The sequence below is a fragment of the Streptomyces sp. NPDC045021 genome, from assembly GCF_056432645.1.
This window is the reverse complement of record NZ_JBWKIQ010000006.1, coordinates 168,304-185,808: the sequence shown is the minus strand read 5'-3', so window position 1 is coordinate 185,808 and position 17,505 is coordinate 168,304. Positions and strand designations below refer to the sequence as shown.

The 17,505-nt window shown below is 67.8% G+C and carries 12 protein-coding genes and 1 tRNA gene; 3 read left to right on the top strand and 10 right to left on the bottom strand.

The features are described 5' to 3' along the window. Nucleotides 1-179: 179 nt before the first annotated feature. From AC07DC_RS20010 to AC07DC_RS19970, 9 genes are all read right to left on the bottom strand, one after another. On the bottom strand, nt 180-4,079 hold the full coding sequence (locus AC07DC_RS20010) for a DNA-directed RNA polymerase subunit beta' (RefSeq protein WP_138352887.1): 3,900 nt from the start codon (nt 4,077-4,079) through the stop codon (nt 180-182). Between the two features lie 95 nt (nt 4,080-4,174). After that, a complete protein-coding gene (gene rpoB, locus AC07DC_RS20005; protein ID WP_164297309.1) occupies nt 4,175-7,660 on the bottom strand; it encodes a DNA-directed RNA polymerase subunit beta in 3,486 nt (1,161 codons plus the stop codon). A gap of 536 nt (nt 7,661-8,196) precedes the next feature. Next, nucleotides 8,197-8,577 carry a 50S ribosomal protein L7/L12 gene (gene rplL, locus AC07DC_RS20000; protein ID WP_198357083.1) on the bottom strand — a complete coding sequence of 127 codons (381 nt, stop codon included), beginning with the start codon at nt 8,575-8,577 and terminating at the stop codon, nt 8,197-8,199. Between the two features lie 84 nt (nt 8,578-8,661). After that, the gene (rplJ, locus tag AC07DC_RS19995) at nt 8,662-9,222 is read right to left on the bottom strand and encodes a 50S ribosomal protein L10 (RefSeq protein WP_138352884.1); all 561 of its coding nucleotides are present in this window, start codon (nt 9,220-9,222) and stop codon (nt 8,662-8,664) included. A 418-nt stretch (nt 9,223-9,640) separates the two neighbouring features. Continuing rightward, the gene (rplA, locus tag AC07DC_RS19990) at nt 9,641-10,363 is read right to left on the bottom strand and encodes a 50S ribosomal protein L1 (RefSeq protein WP_277439621.1); all 723 of its coding nucleotides are present in this window, start codon (nt 10,361-10,363) and stop codon (nt 9,641-9,643) included. Between the two features lie 77 nt (nt 10,364-10,440). After that, nucleotides 10,441-10,875, bottom strand: a complete 435-nt coding sequence (gene rplK, locus AC07DC_RS19985; protein ID WP_478915747.1) for a 50S ribosomal protein L11 — start codon at nt 10,873-10,875, stop codon at nt 10,441-10,443. 145 nt (nt 10,876-11,020) lie between these two features. Next, nucleotides 11,021-11,929, bottom strand: a complete 909-nt coding sequence (nusG, locus tag AC07DC_RS19980; RefSeq protein WP_478915746.1) for a transcription termination/antitermination protein NusG — start codon at nt 11,927-11,929, stop codon at nt 11,021-11,023. Between the two features lie 71 nt (nt 11,930-12,000). Further along, complete coding sequence (secE, locus tag AC07DC_RS19975; protein ID WP_399644475.1) at nt 12,001-12,279, bottom strand: preprotein translocase subunit SecE; 279 nt, start codon at nt 12,277-12,279, stop codon at nt 12,001-12,003. Between the two features lie 97 nt (nt 12,280-12,376). Next, nucleotides 12,377-12,449 (bottom strand) — tRNA-Trp (locus AC07DC_RS19970). Nucleotides 12,450-12,630: 181 nt separating this feature from the next. Between AC07DC_RS19970 and AC07DC_RS19965 the strand changes: the two genes are divergently transcribed. The 3 genes from AC07DC_RS19965 (at nt 12,631) to AC07DC_RS19955 (ending at nt 16,216) form a co-directional block, all read left to right on the top strand. After that, nucleotides 12,631-13,869, top strand: a complete 1,239-nt coding sequence (locus tag AC07DC_RS19965; RefSeq protein WP_478915745.1) for a pyridoxal phosphate-dependent aminotransferase — start codon at nt 12,631-12,633, stop codon at nt 13,867-13,869. Nucleotides 13,870-13,984: 115 nt separating this feature from the next. Then, the gene (locus AC07DC_RS19960; protein WP_478915744.1) at nt 13,985-15,004 is read left to right on the top strand and encodes an adenosine deaminase; all 1,020 of its coding nucleotides are present in this window, start codon (nt 13,985-13,987) and stop codon (nt 15,002-15,004) included. A 111-nt stretch (nt 15,005-15,115) separates the two neighbouring features. Further along, nucleotides 15,116-16,216: a low temperature requirement protein A gene (locus AC07DC_RS19955; RefSeq protein WP_478915743.1), complete on the top strand. Its 1,101-nt coding sequence runs from the start codon at nt 15,116-15,118 to the stop codon at nt 16,214-16,216. On the opposite strand, the gene AC07DC_RS19950 is transcribed toward AC07DC_RS19955, so the two are convergent. Further along, complete coding sequence (locus AC07DC_RS19950; protein ID WP_478915742.1) at nt 16,158-17,426, bottom strand: hypothetical protein; 1,269 nt, start codon at nt 17,424-17,426, stop codon at nt 16,158-16,160. The two genes, AC07DC_RS19955 and AC07DC_RS19950, sit on opposite strands and share 59 nt — an antisense overlap. Nucleotides 17,427-17,505: the final 79 nt, after the last annotated feature.

Here is a 17,505-nt window from a genome sequence, read left to right as displayed (position 1 = left end):
CTGCGGCAGCCGCCCGTTGCCCCACGGATCGAGTGACACGCGCGACACCTCCCCGCCTAGGAATGGTCTCTCCATAGTGACGGACGCGCGGCGCCCGTGCGAAGTTCCGCGAAAAGCCGCAAGGCGGCCATCCCGGGAGGGGACGGCCGCCTTGCGGATCAGACTCTGTGGGACACGACTCAGCCGTTGTAGGGGCCGTAGTCGTAGTCCTCCAGGGGAACGGCCTGGCCGGAGCCGGTGCCGAAGGGCGAGTAGTCGATGTCGTCGTAACCGACGGCCGAGTACATCGCTGCCTTCGCCTCCTCGGTGGGCTCCACCCGGATGTTCCGGTAACGGGCCAGACCCGTACCGGCCGGGATGAGCTTACCGATGATGACGTTCTCCTTCAGGCCGAGCAGCGAGTCCGACTTGGCGTGGATCGCCGCGTCGGTCAGCACTCGGGTCGTCTCCTGGAAGGAGGCGGCCGACAGCCAGGACTCGGTCGCCAGCGAGGCCTTGGTGATACCCATCAGCTGCGGACGACCGGAGGCGGGGTGACCGCCCTCGGAGACCACACGACGGTTCTCGGTCTCGAAGCGACCACGCTCGACCAGCTCGCCGGGCAGCAGCTCGGCGTCGCCGGACTCGATGATCGTCACACGGCGCAGCATCTGCCGGATGATGATCTCGATGTGCTTGTCGTGGATCGACACGCCCTGGTTGTTGTAGACCTTCTGCACTTCGGCCACCAGGTGGATCTGAACCTGGCGCTGGCCGAGGATGCGCAGCACGTCGTGCGGGTTGGTTGCACCCACGGTCAGCTTCTGGCCGACCTCGACGTGGTCGCCCTCGCCCACCAGTAGACGGGACCGCTTGGAGATCGGGTAAGCGATCTCCTCGCTGCCGTCGTCCGGGGTGACGACGAGCTTCTTCGTCTTCTCGGTCTCCTCGATGCGGACCCGACCGACAGCCTCGGAGATCGGGGCGACACCCTTGGGGACACGGGCCTCGAAGAGCTCGACGACACGCGGCAGACCCTGCGTGATGTCGTCACCCGCCACACCACCGGTGTGGAAGGTACGCATCGTCAGCTGGGTACCGGGCTCACCGATCGACTGGGCCGCGATGATACCGACGGCCTCACCGATGTCCACCAGCTTGCCGGTGGCCAGCGAGCGTCCGTAGCAGAAGGCACAGGTGCCGACAGTGGACTCGCAGGTGAGGATCGAGCGGGTCTTGACCTGCTCGACACCGTGCTGGATCAGCTGGTCGATGAGCACGTCGCCCAGGTCGACGTTGGCCGGCGCGATCACCTTGCCGTCGATGACGACGTCCTCGGCGAGCATGCGGGCGTAGACGCTGGTCTCGACGTCGTCCGTCTTACGAAGGACGCCGTCCTCGCCGCGCGCACCGATCTGCAGCTTGAGGCCGCGCTCGGTACCGCAGTCCTCCTCGCGGATGATGACGTCCTGCGAGACGTCCACCAGACGACGGGTCAGGTAACCCGAGTCGGCGGTACGCAGGGCGGTGTCCGCGAGACCCTTACGGGCACCGTGGGTGGAGATGAAGTACTCCAGCACGGACAGGCCCTCACGGAACGAGGCCTTGATGGGACGCGGGATGGTCTCGTTCTTCGCGTTCGACACCAGACCACGCATACCGGCGATCTGACGCATCTGCATCATGTTTCCTCGGGCACCCGAGTCAACCATCATGAAGATGGGGTTCGTCTTGGGGAAGTTCGCGTTCATCGCCTCGGCAACCTCGTTGGTCGCCTTGGTCCAGATCGCGATGAGCTCCTGCGTGCGCTCGTCCTTGGTGATCAGGCCGCGCTCGTACTGCTTCTGGACCTTCTCGTCCTGCTCCTCGTACCCCTTGACGATGGCCTTCTTGGCCTCGGGGACGACGATGTCCGTGACGGCCACGGTGACGCCGGAACGGGTGGCCCAGTGGAAGCCGGCCGCCTTCAGGTTGTCGAGCGTCGCCGCCACGATGACCTTCGGGTACCGCTCGGCGAGGTCGTTGACGATCTCGGAGAGCTGCTTCTTGCCGACCGCGTAGTCGACGAACGGGTAGTCCTCGGGCAGCAGCTCGTTGAAGAGCGCGCGTCCCAGGGACGTCCGCAGCCGGAACGTGTCGCCGACCTGGTAGCCCTGCTCGCCCTCTTCCTGGGCGGGCGGGGTCCAGCCACGCGGCGGGACGGTGCCGACCGGGAAGCGGATGTCGACCTTCGACTGGAGCGACAGCTCGCGGTTGTCGAACGCCATGATCGCTTCGGCGGTGGAACCGAACGCCCGGCCCTCGCCGATGAGCACGCGCTCTTCCGGCTCGGTGGTGAGGAAGAACAGACCCAGCACCATGTCCTGGGTCGGCATGGTGACGGGACGACCGTCGGCCGGCTTCAGGATGTTGTTCGAGGACAGCATCAGGATGCGGGCCTCGGCCTGCGCCTCTGCCGACAGCGGCAGGTGCACGGCCATCTGGTCACCGTCGAAGTCCGCGTTGAACGCGGTGCAGACGAGCGGGTGGATCTGGATGGCCTTGCCCTCGACCAGCTGGGGCTCGAAGGCCTGGATGCCGAGGCGGTGCAGGGTCGGTGCACGGTTCAGCAGCACCGGGTGCTCTGCGATGACCTCTTCGAGGACGTCGTAGACGACGGTGCGGCCGCGCTCGACCATGCGCTTGGCCGACTTGATGTTCTGCGCGTGGTTCAGGTCCACCAGGCGCTTCATCACGAACGGCTTGAAGAGCTCCAGCGCCATGGCCTTCGGCAGACCGCACTGGTGCAGCTTGAGCTGCGGGCCGACGACGATGACCGAACGGGCCGAGTAGTCGACTCGCTTGCCGAGCAGGTTCTGACGGAAACGACCCTGCTTGCCCTTGAGCATGTCGCTCAGGGACTTCAGCGGGCGGTTACCGGGACCGGTGACCGGGCGACCACGGCGGCCGTTGTCGAACAGCGCGTCGACGGCCTCCTGCAGCATCCGCTTCTCGTTGTTCACGATGATCTCGGGGGCACCGAGGTCAAGGAGACGCTTGAGGCGGTTGTTGCGGTTGATCACGCGGCGGTACAGGTCGTTCAGGTCGGAGGTCGCGAAGCGGCCACCGTCCAGCTGCACCATCGGACGCAGGTCCGGCGGGATGACCGGGACGCAGTCCAGCACCATGCCGTTGGGCTTGTTGGTGGTCTGCAGGAACGCCGAGACGACCTTGAGGCGCTTGAGCGCACGGGTCTTCTTCTGGCCCTTGCCGGTACGGATGATCTCGCGGAGACGCTCGGCCTCCTCCTCGAGGTCGAAGGTCTCGAGGCGCTTCTGCAGCGCCGCGGCACCCATCGATCCGGAGAAGTACGTACCGAAGCGCTCGCGCAGCTCGCGGTAGAGCAGCTCGTCGCCCTCGAGGTCCTGGACCTTGAGGTTCTTGAAGCGGGCCCACACCTCGTCGAGGCGGTCGATCTCGCGCTGGGCGCGGTCACGGAGCTGCTTCATCTCACGCTCGGCACCTTCGCGCACCTTGCGGCGCACGTCGGCCTTGGCGCCCTCGGCCTCCAGCTCGCCGAGGTCCGCCTCGAGCTTCTTCTGTCGGTTCTCGACATCGGAATCCCGGCGGTTCTCGACCTGCTGACGCTCGACGGAGACCTGCGCCTCGAGGGAGGGCAGATCGCGCGTCCGGCGCTCGTCGTCGACCCACGTGATCATGTAGGCGGCGAAGTAGATGACCTTCTCGAGGTCCTTCGGGGCGAGGTCGAGCAGGTAGCCCAGCCGCGACGGAACGCCCTTGAAGTACCAGATGTGGGTCACGGGAGCGGCCAGCTCAATGTGGCCCATCCGCTCACGACGCACCTTGGCGCGAGTTACCTCGACGCCGCAGCGCTCGCAGATGATGCCCTTGAAGCGGACACGCTTGTACTTACCGCAGTAGCACTCCCAGTCCCGGGTCGGGCCGAAGATCTTCTCGCAGAAGAGCCCGTCCTTTTCCGGCTTGAGCGTGCGGTAGTTGATGGTCTCCGGCTTCTTTACTTCGCCGTGCGACCAGGTCCGGATGTCGTCCGCGGTGGCGAGGCCGATCCGCAGCTCGTCGAAGAAGTTGACGTCGAGCACTTGTCGTCAATCCCTCTTTCAGGGTCGAGTGTCAAACATGGTCTGAACGGTCCGGGGCGGCCGGGACTCCTGTGAAGGAGCCCCGACCAGGCCCGTCAGACCTCTTCGACGCTGCTCGGCTCACGCCGGGACAGGTCGATACCGAGCTCTTCCGCAGCGCGGAAGACATCCTCGTCCGTGTCGCGCATCTCGATGGACATACCGTCCGAGGACAGCACCTCCACGTTGAGGCAGAGCGACTGCATTTCCTTGATGAGCACCTTGAAGGACTCGGGAATGCCGGGTTCGGGGATGTTCTCGCCCTTGACGATGGCCTCGTAGACCTTCACACGGCCGAGAACGTCGTCGGACTTGATCGTGAGCAGCTCCTGGAGCGCGTAGGCGGCACCGTATGCCTCAAGGGCCCACACCTCCATTTCACCGAATCGCTGTCCACCGAACTGCGCCTTACCACCCAGCGGCTGCTGCGTGATCATGGAGTACGGGCCGGTGGAGCGGGCGTGGAGCTTGTCGTCCACCAGGTGGTGGAGCTTCAGGATGTACATGTAGCCGACCGAGATCGGGTCCGGGAACGGCTCGCCGGAGCGGCCGTCGAACATCCGGGCCTTGCCCGAGGGCAGCACCATCCGGTCGCCGTCGCGGTTCGGGATCGTGGCCTCGAAGAGGCCGGTGATCTCGTCCTCGCGCGCACCGTCGAACACCGGGGTGGCGACGTTGGAGCCCGCGGGCACCTTGTCGGCGCCGATGGACTCCAGCCGGCGGGCCCACTCGGTGCTGATCCCGGAGGTGTCCCAACCCTGCTGGGCGAGCCAGCCGAGGTGGATCTCCAGGACCTGTCCCGGGTTCATTCGGGACGGGACACCCAGCGGGTTGAGGATGATGTCGACCGGGGTGCCGTCCTCCAGGAACGGCATGTCCTCGACCGGCAGGATCTTCGAGATGACGCCCTTGTTGCCGTGACGGCCGGCGAGCTTGTCACCGTTGTTGATCTTGCGCTTCTGCGCGACGTAGACGCGGACCAGCTGGTTCACGCCCGGCGGCAGCTCGTCGCCCTCTTCGCGGTCGAAGACGCGGACGCCGATGACCTTGCCGGTCTCGCCGTGCGGCACCTTCAGCGAGGTGTCGCGCACTTCGCGCGCCTTCTCGCCGAAGATCGCGCGGAGCAGGCGCTCCTCCGGGGTCAGCTCGGTCTCGCCCTTGGGCGTGACCTTTCCGACCAGGATGTCGCCGGCGACGACGTCGGCACCGATGCGGATGATCCCGCGCTCGTCGAGGTCCGCGAGGACCTCCTCGGAGACGTTCGGGATGTCCCGGGTGATCTCCTCCGGGCCGAGCTTGGTGTCACGGGCGTCGACCTCGTGCTCCTCGATGTGGATCGAGGAGAGGACGTCGTCCTGGACCAGCCGCTGGCTGAGGATGATCGCGTCTTCGTAGTTGTGGCCCTCCCACGGCATGAATGCCACGAGGAGGTTCTTGCCGAGGGCCATCTCGCCCTCGTCGGTGGAGGGGCCGTCGGCCAGGACCTGGTTGGCGACGACGCGAGCGCCCTCGTCGACGACGACCTTCTGGTTGAAGGACGTGCCCTGGTTCGAGCGGCTGAACTTCGCCACCCGGTACGTGGTGTAGGTGCCGTCGTCGTTGGCGACCGTGACGTAGTCCGCGGATACCTCCTGGACCACACCGTCCTTCTCGGCCTTGATGACGTCACCGGCGTCGACCGCGCAGCGGTACTCCATGCCGGTGCCGACCAGCGGGGCCTCGCTCTTGATGAGCGGCACCGCCTGGCGCATCATGTTCGATCCCATGAGCGCGCGGTTGGCGTCGTCGTGCTCGAGGAACGGGATCATCGCGGTCGCGACCGACACCATCTGGCGCGGCGAGACGTCCATGTAGTCGACGTCGGCGCCGGGGATGTAGTCGATCTCGCCGCCACGGCGGCGGACCAGGACTCGGGCCTCTTCGAAGTGGTTGTCGTCCGTCAGCGGCGCGTTTGCCTGCGCGATGACGAAGCGGTCCTCCTCGTCGGCCGTCAGGTAGTCGACGTCATCGGTGACGATGCCCTCGACGACCTTGCGGTACGGGGTCTCCACGAAGCCGAAGGCGTTGACCCGGCCGTAGGAGGCGAGCGAGCCGATCAGGCCGATGTTCGGGCCTTCCGGGGTCTCGATCGGACACATGCGGCCGTAGTGCGACGGGTGAACGTCACGGACCTCGAAGCCGGCGCGCTCACGGGACAGACCGCCCGGGCCCAGCGCGGACAGACGACGCTTGTGGGTCAGGCCCGACAGCGGGTTCGTCTGGTCCATGAACTGGGACAGCTGGCTGGTGCCGAAGAACTCCTTGATGGAGGCGACGACCGGCCGGATGTTGATCAGGGTCTGCGGCGTGATCGCCTCGACGTCCTGGGTGGTCATCCGCTCGCGGACGACGCGCTCCATACGAGCCAGGCCGGTACGGACCTGGTTCTGGATGAGCTCGCCGACGTTGCGCAGACGACGGTTGCCGAAGTGGTCGATGTCGTCGGTCTCGACGACGATGTTGCGGCCGTCCTCGCCCACGGTCTCGGTCTCACCGGCGTGCAGCTTGACCAGGTACTTGATGGTCGCGAGAACGTCGGCCGTGGTCAGCACGCCGGCGTCGAGCGGCTTGTCGCTGCCGAGCTTCTTGTTCACCTTGTAGCGGCCGACCTTCGCGAGGTCGTAGCGCTTCGGGTTGAAGTAGAGGTTCTCGAGCAGCGTCTGCGCGGCCTCGCGGGTCGGCGGTTCGCCCGGACGCAGCTTGCGGTAGATGTCGAGCAGCGCGTCGTCCTGGCCCTGGGTGTGGTCCTTCTCCAGGGTGGCGCGCATCGACTCGTACTCGCCGAACTCCTCCAGGATCTGCTCGGTCGTCCAACCGAGAGCCTTCAGGAGCACGGTGACCGACTGCTTGCGCTTGCGGTCGATGCGGACACCGACCATGTCGCGCTTGTCGATCTCGAGCTCGAGCCAGGCACCGCGGGACGGGATGACCTTCGCGGAGAAGATGTCCTTGTCGGACGTCTTGTCGATCGAGGAGTCGAAGTAGACGCCCGGCGAGCGGACCAGCTGCGACACGACGACACGCTCGGTGCCGTTGATGCAGAAGGTGCCCTTGTTGGTCATGAGCGGGAAGTCGCCCATGAAGACCGTCTGCGACTTGATCTCGCCGGTCTCGTTGTTGGTGAACTCGGCGGTGACGAAGAGCGGAGCGCCGTACGTGAAGTCGCGCTCCTTGCACTCGTCGATCGAGTTCTTCGGAGGCTCAAAACGGTGGTCGCGGAAGGTGAGCGACATCGACCCGGAGAAGTCTTCGATCGGAGAGATCTCCTCGAAGATCTCTTCCAGACCCGACTTCCTGGGGACGTCCTGGCCACTTTCCAGAGCCGCCTCGACACGAGCCTTCCACGCGGCGTTGCCGAGCAGCCAGTCAAAGCTCTCGGTCTGCAGCGCGAGGAGGTTCGGTACCTCGAGGGGTTCCTTGATCTTCGCAAAAGAGATGCGCAGCGGTGAAGTGCTGGCACCGTTGTTCGTATTGGCAGTCGAGGCGTTGCGCGAGGCGGCCAAGAGGGGGTCCTTCCGAGGGCTCGGACTCACTACGCGCATACCGGTGTCCGCCCCCGAGCACACAGGGATGTCCGCAAAGCGGGACATCTCTTCATTTCAGTGCTCAGGCTTGGGGCTGTCCCTGGTGACGGGCCAGGCTACAGCTAACAGGCAGCGCAAAGGGTCAGTGTAGCCACTCGGCACACTGATGTCCAGGCAGAGATTCGGAGTACCGAATCATTGCCCCCTCGCCACTGTTGTCGACCCGGTCTCGGCACCGGATCTGTGCTTGACGCTAGGCATTCCCGCATCGCGGTCGATCCATGCCTCGGACCCCGGATCGAACTTACGACGCGTCCTGAGAATTGCGCGCCGCGTGCGGTTCGTCAAGGCCCCAGCCCCCCGGAGATCCGCACGGCCCCCCTGGCCCGGCGGGGATGATCACCTTACCCCCGGGCGGCTACAGGCCCCCTGGAGGACCCCGGGAACGACCGAGGGCGGCCACCCTTTCGGGTGGCCGCCCTGCGGCTGTTCAGCCCCTTGTGAGGGGCTGGGACTTACTTGACCTCGACGGACGCGCCAGCGGCCTTGAGGGAGTCCGCAGCCTTCTCGGCAACGTCCTTGGCGACCTTCTCGAGGACCGGCTTCGGAGCGCCGTCGACGAGGTCCTTGGCCTCCTTCAGACCCAGCGAGGTGAGCTCACGCACAACCTTGATGACCTGGATCTTCTTCTCGCCGGCGCCGGTGAGGACGACGTCGAACTCGTCCTGCTCCTCCGGGGCGTCGGCGACGGCGGCAGCGCCACCGGCGGCGACGGCGACCGGGGCGGCAGCCTTGACGTCGAACTTCTCTTCGAACGCCTTGACGAACTCGGAGAGCTCGATGAGGGTCAGGGTCTCGAACTGCGCGAGCAGCTCTTCCTGGGACAGCTTCGCCATGATTGGCGTCCTTCCACTATTCGGCAGGTGCCGGGTGTACATGAAGGCGGGCGTGAGGCGCCCGCTGCGACCAGGGGCGGAGAGTTACTCCGCCACCTCGGCCTCGGCGGGAGCCGGCGTACCGGCACCGCCCTGCTCGACCTTGGCGCGAAGCGCGTCCGCAGTGCGGACGAACTCCGTGAGCGGGGCCTGGAAAGTCGCCGCGGCCTTGGCCATCGACGCCTTGATGCCACCGGCCACCTTGGCGAGCAGAACCTCGCGGGACTCGAGGTCCGCGAGCTTCTTGATCTCATCAGCGGTCAGCGCCTTACCGTCAAGGACACCGCCCTTGATGATGAGGTTGGGGTTGTCCTTGGCGAAGTCACGCAGACTCTTCGCCGACTCCACCGGGTCACCGGTGACGAAGGCAACCGCCGTCGGACCTGCGAACAGGTCGTCCAGCGTGCTGATCCCGGCCTCGTTGGCCGCGATCTTGGTCAGCGTGTTCTTCACCACGGCGTACTGAGCGTTCTCACCGAGCGAACGGCGCAGCGTCTTGAGCTGCGCCACGGTGAGACCGCGGTACTCGGTCAGCATTGCGGCATTGGAGCTGCGGAACTTGTCCGTCAGCTCGGCAACCGCAGCAGCCTTATCGGGCCTCGCCATGAGTCTCGGCCTCCTTCCGGGTGATTCGGACCGCACGGAAGGGGCTGGGCAACACGAACGCCCCGGCGCAGGCGCACGGGGCGTTACTCAACCAGAATGAATTCCAGGAGTTCTTCCACAGCAACCTGAGCGGGTCGTCCGCAGCTAGCGGATCCTTCGGCCGCCGCGCTCCTCAACGAGGGCACAGCAGCGACCAGCGGTCTTTGGCTTCTTCGGTAGCGTACGCGAACGGGTCGCGATCCGGCAAATCGCCTCAACGGGCCGCTCAGCGGCCGTGTTCGGGCCCGAGCGCCCTTGGCACCGGGCGTCCGCGTCCGGACCGGACAGCGGCGTACAGGGCCGGGAAACCCGACAGGCCGGCCCCCGCTCCGGAAAGGAGCGGGGGCCGGCCCGAGTCGCGTACGCGGCGTCGTCAGAATCAGACGGCGGCCGGGTCCTCCTCGACGAGGAGGTTGCGGGTGCGGTTCTGGTCCACCAGGATGCCCGGGCCCATCGTGGTGCTGATGGCGGCCTTCCTGATGTAGCGGCCCTTGGCGGCCGACGGCTTCAGACGAAGGATCTCGTCCAGGGCCGCGCCGTAGTTCTCGACCAGCTGCGCGTCATCGAACGACACCTTGCCGATGATGAAGTGCAGGTTCGAGTGCTTGTCGACGCGGAACTCGATCTTGCCGCCCTTGATCTCGGTCACGGCCTTGGCCACGTCCGGGGTCACGGTGCCGGTCTTCGGGTTCGGCATCAGGCCACGGGGACCGAGCACGCGGCCGAGGCGGCCGACCTTGCCCATGAGGTCCGGGGTGGCGACGACGGCGTCGAAGTCCAGACGGCCCTTGGCCACCTCTTCGATGAGTTCGTCGGAGCCGACGATGTCGGCGCCCGCGGCTTCCGCGGCCGCTGCACGGTCACCGGTCGCGAAGACCAGGACCCGGGCGGTCTTGCCGGTGCCGTGCGGAAGGTTGACGGTGCCGCGGACCATCTGGTCGGCCTTGCGCGGGTCAACGCCCAGACGCATGGCGACCTCGACGGTCGAGTCGAACTTCGTCGCTGCGGTGTCCTTGGCGAGACGGACGGCCTCGAGCGGGGCGTAGAGCTTCTCCCGGTCGATCTTCGCGTCCGCAGCGCGGAGAGTCTTGCTGCGCTTCACTGCTGCTCCTCAATGGTGAGTGGAGTCGTGGTACGGACCGCGCGCGGTCCTTCCACAGACGTGCTTCGGGGTGGGTGTCAGCCCTCGACCGTGACGCCCATGGAACGGGCGGTGCCGGCGATGATCTTCGACGCGGCGTCCAGGTCGTTGGCGTTCAGGTCCGGCATCTTGACGGTGGCGATGTCACGCACCTGAGCGGCGGTGAGCTTCGCGACCTTCTTGACGTGCGGCTCGCCGGAGCCCTTCTCCACGCCCGCGGCCTTGAGGATCAGCTTCGCGGCCGGCGGAGTCTTGGTGATGAAGGTGAAGGAGCGGTCGTCGTAGACCGTGATCTCCACCGGCACGACCATGCCACGCTGCGACTCGGTCGCGGCGTTGTAGGCCTTGCAGAACTCCATGATGTTGACGCCGTGCTGGCCCAGTGCGGGGCCGACGGGCGGGGCGGGGTTGGCCGCGCCCGCGTTGATCTGGAGCTTGATAAGCCCCGTGATCTTCTTCTTCTTGGGAGGCATTGCTCTCTCCGGGTCCTAGTGAGAGTTGTTTCGCCTGCGAGCAGGCATACCGCACCACGATAACGGGTATCGGGGCGAGGCCTGAAACCGAACAGGCCAGACCGACGGTGAAAGTCGGTCTGACCTGGTCGGACGTGTAAAAAACTCAGTTCTTCTGGATCTGGTCGAAGCTGAGCTCGACCGGGGTCTCACGGCCGAAGATCTCGACGAGGCCCTTGATCTTCTTCGAATCCGGGTTGATCTCGTTGATCGTCGCCTGCAGCGTCGCGAACGGGCCGTCGGTGACGGTGACCGAGTCGCCGACCTCGAAGTCCAGCACCTGGACCTCGATCTTGCGGGCCGGACCCGTGCCGTCCGCCGCCGCGGCGGCCTCGGCGGCCGCCTCGACCTCGGGAGCGAGCATCTTGAGGATCTCGTCCAGCGTCAGCGGGTACGGGTCGTACGCGTTGCCGACGAAGCCGGTGACGCCCGGCGTGTTGCGGACGACGCCCCACGACTCGTTCGTCAGGTCCATCCGCACCAGCACGTAGCCGGGAAGCTTGTTCTGCTTGACGGTCTTGCGCTCGCCGTTCTTGATCTGGGCTACTTCTTCCTGCGGCACTTCTGCCTGGTAGATGTAGTCCTCGACGTTGAGCGAGACGGCGCGCTGCTCCAGGTTGGACTTCACGCGGTTCTCGTAGCCGGCGTACGTGTGGATGACGTACCACTCGCCGGGCAGAGTGCGGAGTTCCTCGCGGAAGGCGGCGACGGGGTCGACCGGCTCCGGCTCCTCGACGGGCTCGGCATCCTCAGCGGCCAGCTCGGCGTCGGCCTCGGCGAGCACGGCGTCGGCCTCTTCGTCGGCGACGGCCTCGGTCTCGTCCTGGGCGTCCTCGGAGACGGCCTCTTCGGTCTCGTCGATGACGTGGACGGCGGCCTTCTCGGCGGCTTCGCCCGCGGCTTCATCGGCAGCTTCGGCCTGGTCGATGTCGCCGTCGGCTGCCTCGACGATGTCGAGCGCAGTGTCGTCGCCCTCGACGGACTCGTCGGCGTCGTGCACGTTCGGGTCAGACACGGTGACTGCTTCTTCCTGACTTCAAGGGGTGGAACATGCGGAAAGGCGCCCGAGGGGCGTCGTCCGCAGGATCATCCGAAGACGTACGAGACGAGCTTCGCGAAGCCAAAGTCAATCACGGACACAAGCCCGATGACGACGACAACGAAGACAATTACGACGCTCGTGTACGTCGTGAGGTCGTTACGCGAAGGCCAGACGACCTTGCGGAGCTCGGCGACGATCTGCCGGTAGAAGAGGCCGAGACGGGCCAGGGGGCCCTTCTTTCCGCGCTTACCTCCGCGGCGGGCCTTCTTGTCCTGCGATGCGTCAGGCTCAGGGACCTCGATGGAGTCCGTGATTTCAGTCACTCGTCTTCACCTGACTCCGGGTCGTGGCCATACCGCGCCCGTCGCGCGGTACGGCGAGTGCAATTACCTGCCCGCATCCTGGTGAGGACGCGTGTAGCAGGGCCGGAGGGACTTGAACCCCCAACCGCTGGTTTTGGAGACCAGTGCTCTACCAATTGAGCTACGACCCTTTGAAGACGCCCCTCAACGTACCGCAGTTCGCGAGAGGGCCATCGACGGATGAGTGTACGTGTTCACAGGCCGGTCGTCGAACGGCTCCGCCGCAGGCCCCCCGTCCACTCCGCAAACACCGGGGTGTCCACTCCGCAAACCGCGGTGCCGGGGCGCTACGCGGTCTGGGAGCATGCACTCATGACCGCTGCCACTCCCCCCGTACAGTCCCCCTCCGACCGTCGGGTGTCGGCCCGCGTCGGGTCGATCTCCGAGTCCGCGACACTCGCTGTGGACGCCAAGGCGAAGGCCCTCAAGGCCGCCGGGCGTCCGGTCATCGGCTTCGGTGCCGGCGAGCCCGACTTCCCGACCCCCGACTACATCGTCGAGGCCGCGGTGGAGGCGTGCCGCAACCCGAAGTTCCACCGCTACACCCCGGCCGGCGGGCTGCCGGAGCTCAAGGCCGCCATCGCCGCCAAGACGCTGCGCGACTCCGGCTACGAGATCGACGCCTCCCAGGTGCTGGTCACCAACGGCGGCAAGCAGGCCATCTACGAGGCCTTCGCCGCCATCCTCGACCCGGGCGACGAGGTCATCGTCCCGGCGCCGTACTGGACCACGTACCCGGAGTCGATCCGGCTCGCGGGCGGCGTGCCCGTCGACGTCGTCGCGGACGAGACGACCGGCTACCGGGTCTCGGTCGAGCAGCTGGAGGCGGCCCGCACCGAGCGCACGAAGGTCGTTCTCTTCGTCTCGCCGTCCAACCCGACCGGCGCCGTCTACAGCGAGCGTGACGCCGAGGCGATCGGCCGCTGGGCCGTCGAGCACGGCCTGTGGGTGCTCACCGACGAGATCTACGAGCACCTCGTCTACGGCGACGCCACCTTCACCTCGCTCCCGGCGGTCCTCCCCGAGCTGCGCGACAAGTGCATCGTGGTGAACGGTGTCGCCAAGACGTACGCCATGACCGGCTGGCGCGTCGGGTGGATGATCGCCCCCAAGGACGTCATCAAGGCCGCGACGAACCTGCAGTCGCACGCCACCTCCAACGTCAGCAACGTCGCCCAGATCGCCGCGCTGGCCGCGGTCTCCGGGAACCTGGACGCGGTCGCCGAGATGCGCGTCGCCTTCGACCGGCGGCGGCAGACCATCGTGCGGATGCTGAACGAGATCGACGGTGTGGTCTGCCCCACTCCCGAAGGCGCGTTCTACGTCTACCCGTCGGTGAAGGAGCTGCTCGGCAAGGAGATCCGCGGCAAGCGCCCGGCGTCCTCGGTCGAGCTGGCGGCCCTCATCCTGGACGAGGTCGAGGTCGCCGTCGTCCCGGGCGAGGCCTTTGGCACCCCCGGCTACCTGCGGCTTTCCTACGCACTGGGCGACGAGGACCTGATCGAGGGCGTCTCCCGGGTGCAGAAGCTGCTCGGCGAGGCCCGCAGCTGACCGCTCTGCCTGACGGGCCCCCGGCAACCGCCGGGGGCCCGTTCTTGTTTTCGGGCAAGCCCCCGTTCGGTGAAACCGGTACCGGACAGCGTCACCCGTACGGCAGGATCTTCAGATGGCACGTGATGTCCGTCTGCTCCCCAAGGCCCATCTCCATCTGCACTTCACCGGCTCCATGCGGTCCGAGACCCTGCTGGAGCTCGCGGACCTGCACGGCGTGCACCTCCCCGAGGCGCTCACCTCGGGCGAACCGCCGAAACTACGGGCCACCGACGAGCGGGGCTGGTTCCGCTTCCAGCGGCTCTACGACAGCGCGCGCTCCTGTCTGCGCACCGCGGAGGACATCCAGCGGCTGGTCCACGAGGCCGCCGAGGAGGATGCCAGGGACGGCTCCGGGTGGCTGGAGATCCAGGTCGACCCGACCTCGTACGCACCGCGGCTCGGCGGCCTCATCCCGACCATGGAGATCATCCTGGACGCGGTGGCGAGCGCCTCCCGGGACACCGGCGTCGGCATGGCCGTCATCGTCGCGGCCAACCGCATGAAGCACCCGCTCGACGCCCGCACCCTGGCCCGGCTCGCGGTGCGCTACGCCGACCGGGGCGTCGTCGGCTTCGGCCTGTCCAACGACGAGCGGCGCGGCCTCGCCCGCGACTTCGACCGCGCCTTCGCCATCGCCCGGGACGGCGGGCTGCTCGCCGCGCCGCACGGCGGCGAGCTCGCCGGGCCCAGCAGCGTCCGCGACTGCCTCGACGACCTGCACGCGGGGCGCGTGGGGCACGGCGTACGGGCCGCCGAGGACCCCCGACTGCTGAAGCGGCTCGCCGAGCGGCAGATCACCTGCGAGGTCTGCCCGGCGTCCAATGTCGCGCTGGGCGTCTACGAGAAGCCGGAGGACGTGCCGCTGCGCACGCTCTTCGACGCGGGCGTACCGATGGCGCTGGGCGCCGACGACCCGCTGCTCTTCGGCTCCCGGCTCGCCGCCCAGTACGAGATCGCCCGGGACTCGCACGCCTTCACCGACGAGGAGCTGGCGGAGCTGGCCCGGCAGTCGGTACGGGGATCCGCGGCGCCGCCGGAGGTACGGGAGCGGCTGCTGACCGGCATCGAGGAGTGGCTGGCCCTGCCCGCCTGACGTTCCGCCGCCCCGTCCGTCCACCGCCCCGAACGCCGCAGTACAGTCGGGCGCCGTTGGGACCTTGGGGGTGCCTGGGGCACCCCCGGCCGGGGGAGTACGGGGGCGGGGATGGCTGAGGCCGATAAGCGGGTCACCTGGGCGGAGTTGTTCTTCGACCTGGTGTTCGTGTTCGCGATCACGCAGGTGAGCGCACTGCTGCACGAGGACCACTCCTGGGCGGGTGTCGGGCGGGCGCTCATCGCGTTCGTGCCGCCCTACTGGGCCTGGGTGGGGATGTCGCTGCACGCCAACCGGCAGGACGTCGACAATCCGCTGGACCGGATCGGGATCTTCGCCGTCGGGCTGAGCGCCCTGTTCATGGGGCTGGCGCTGCCGCTGGCCTACGACGGGCGCGGAGTGCTCTACGGGGCCTCGTACTGGGCGGCCCGGCTGGTGCTCTGGGCGCTGGTGCTGCGCTGGCAGGACGTACGGTTCAGCGCCTTCGCCGTGGGGGCCTGCCTGACCGGCCCGATGCTGGTGGCCGGCGGCTTCCTCGACGGGCCGGCGCGCACCGCGCTGTGGGGGTCCGCCGCGCTGATCGACCTGTCGATGCCGTTCCTGCTGCGCCGCCGGCTGTCCCGGGTGCGATTCCACGCCGGGCATCTGCCGGAACGTTTCGGGCTGTTCCTGATCGTCGCGCTCGGCGAGTCGATCGTGGCGATCGGCGCCCCGGCGTCCGCGGCCGCGCACCTGGACGCGGCCGAGCTCACCGCCGTCGCGGCGGCCTTCACCCTCGCGGCCGGCCTGTGGTGGGTCTACTTCGCTTTCGCCGCGAGCGCGATCCAGCACGCCCTCGCCACCTCCGACCGGCAGGTCGACACCATCCGCGAGGTGCTGTCCTACGCCCACGTCGGCTTCCTCGGCGGGGTGATCGCGGTGGCCGTCGGCATGCACGACGCGGTGGCGCACCCGTCGGCCCGGCTCGGCACGGGCGTGGCCGGGCTGCTCTTCGGCGGCTGCGCGCTCTTCCTGGCCGTCTTCGGCTACACCCGGTGGCGGATGTTCCGGCTGTGGTCGACGACCCGGCTGGCGGCCTCCGCCGTCGTCCTCGCGGTGCTCCCGGTCGCGGCGAGGCTGCCCGCGGTGGGCGCGCTCGGGCTGCTCGCGCTGCTTATAGCGGCCCTGAACGTCCTCGAATGGGAGCGGGTGCGGCGCGTCGGCTCCCTGTAGCGGCGGCGCGGCGGCCTCCGGCCCGCGGTCTCTTCTTCGTCTTCATGGGCCACAGCAGGACGTACGCGGCGGAGACGGCCGCGAAGGAGAGCCTGATCAGCCCCTGTGCCGACTCCGAGGGGACCAGCAGCGCGCTGCCGTACAGCGAGAGCAGCGCGATCCAGCTCCACCAGGGCACCAGACGCCGCTGCCCGACCGCGTCCCACAGCAGCGTTCCGAGCAGGATCGACGCGCTGTAGTACGTGTAGACGCTCGGGTCGAGGGCGATCCTGGCGTCCGCGCCGAGCAGCACGACGGCGGGCCAGCGGCCGCGCAGCACCGCGACCGTACCGAGCCCGAGGCCGAGCAGGGCCTGCGCGGGGCGGTCCCAGCCGGGGGTGACGGCGTCGGCGACGCCGAACCAGCGCAGCGCGGAGGCGGGCTGGTTCGGGATGGCGAACTGCGCCGCAGCGGCCGAGCCGAGGTGGGTTACGTAGAACGGCAGCCAGGCCACCGCGACGAGGGCCACCAGCCAGCAGGCAGCGCGGCGCCAGTGCACGCGGGGCAGCGCCAGCAGCAGCGGGAGGAAGGACAGCGCCCAGGGTTTGGAGTCCACGGCCAGCGCCAGCAGGATGCCGACGGCGGCCGGGCGGCCCCGTACCAGGGCGCGCACCGCCAGCGCGGTGAAGAACAGCGCCAGTACGTCGTCCAGGTGCGCGAACCGCACCGAGACCTCCACCCACATCGGGATGAAGGCCAGCCCGGCTATGAGGACCCGCTGCTGCAGGCGGCGGTGGTTGATCCCGGTCCCGGCGTAGAAGTCCGCGGCGGTGCGGCCCACCACGACCAGCATGTACAGGCCCAGGCCCGACATGAACGCCTCGGCGAGCCGCTCCCCCACTCCCGGCGGGAAGGGCTCGAAGAGCGCGGCGGTCAGAAAGCTGACCGGGCCGATCTGCAGCTCCGGGTGGTTGGCATAGATCCCGAGCCCGCCGCCCGGCCCGCCTCCGGTCAGCAGCTCGCCGCCGGTTCTCAGGTAGTGCCAGGAGACGCCACCGTTGCGGGACGTGACCACGAACCAGCAGACCGTCCAGAGCGTGAGGGTCGCGGTGTGCCATCTGACGGGCCACCGGCCGATCCACGCCGTCGCCGCTTCGGCCGTGTCCCCGGTCGCGGCCCTGGTCGTCCCCGCGCTCCGCACAAATCCGCCCTTACCGTCAGCTTCCGTCAACTACCGTTCGCTGGGGCGGCAATTCCCTGTCAAAGACCTCGTCGATCTCGCCGGAAGACTTCCCGGAAACCGCCGGGAG

What these genes read in the sequence shown, in the direction of transcription:
- rplL (WP_198357083.1), bottom strand. Translation starts at nt 8,577, where the DNA reads ATGGCGAAGCTGTCCCAGGAAGAGCTGCTCGCGCAGTTCGAGACCCTG.
- rplJ (WP_138352884.1), bottom strand. Translation starts at nt 9,222, where the DNA reads ATGGCGAGGCCCGATAAGGCTGCTGCGGTTGCCGAGCTGACGGACAAG.
- rplK (WP_478915747.1), bottom strand. Translation starts at nt 10,875, where the DNA reads ATGCCTCCCAAGAAGAAGAAGATCACGGGGCTTATCAAGCTCCAGATC.
- AC07DC_RS19960 (WP_478915744.1), top strand. Translation starts at nt 13,985, where the DNA reads ATGGCACGTGATGTCCGTCTGCTCCCCAAGGCCCATCTCCATCTGCAC.
- AC07DC_RS19965 (WP_478915745.1), top strand. Translation starts at nt 12,631, where the DNA reads ATGACCGCTGCCACTCCCCCCGTACAGTCCCCCTCCGACCGTCGGGTG.
- AC07DC_RS19955 (WP_478915743.1), top strand. Translation starts at nt 15,116, where the DNA reads ATGGCTGAGGCCGATAAGCGGGTCACCTGGGCGGAGTTGTTCTTCGAC.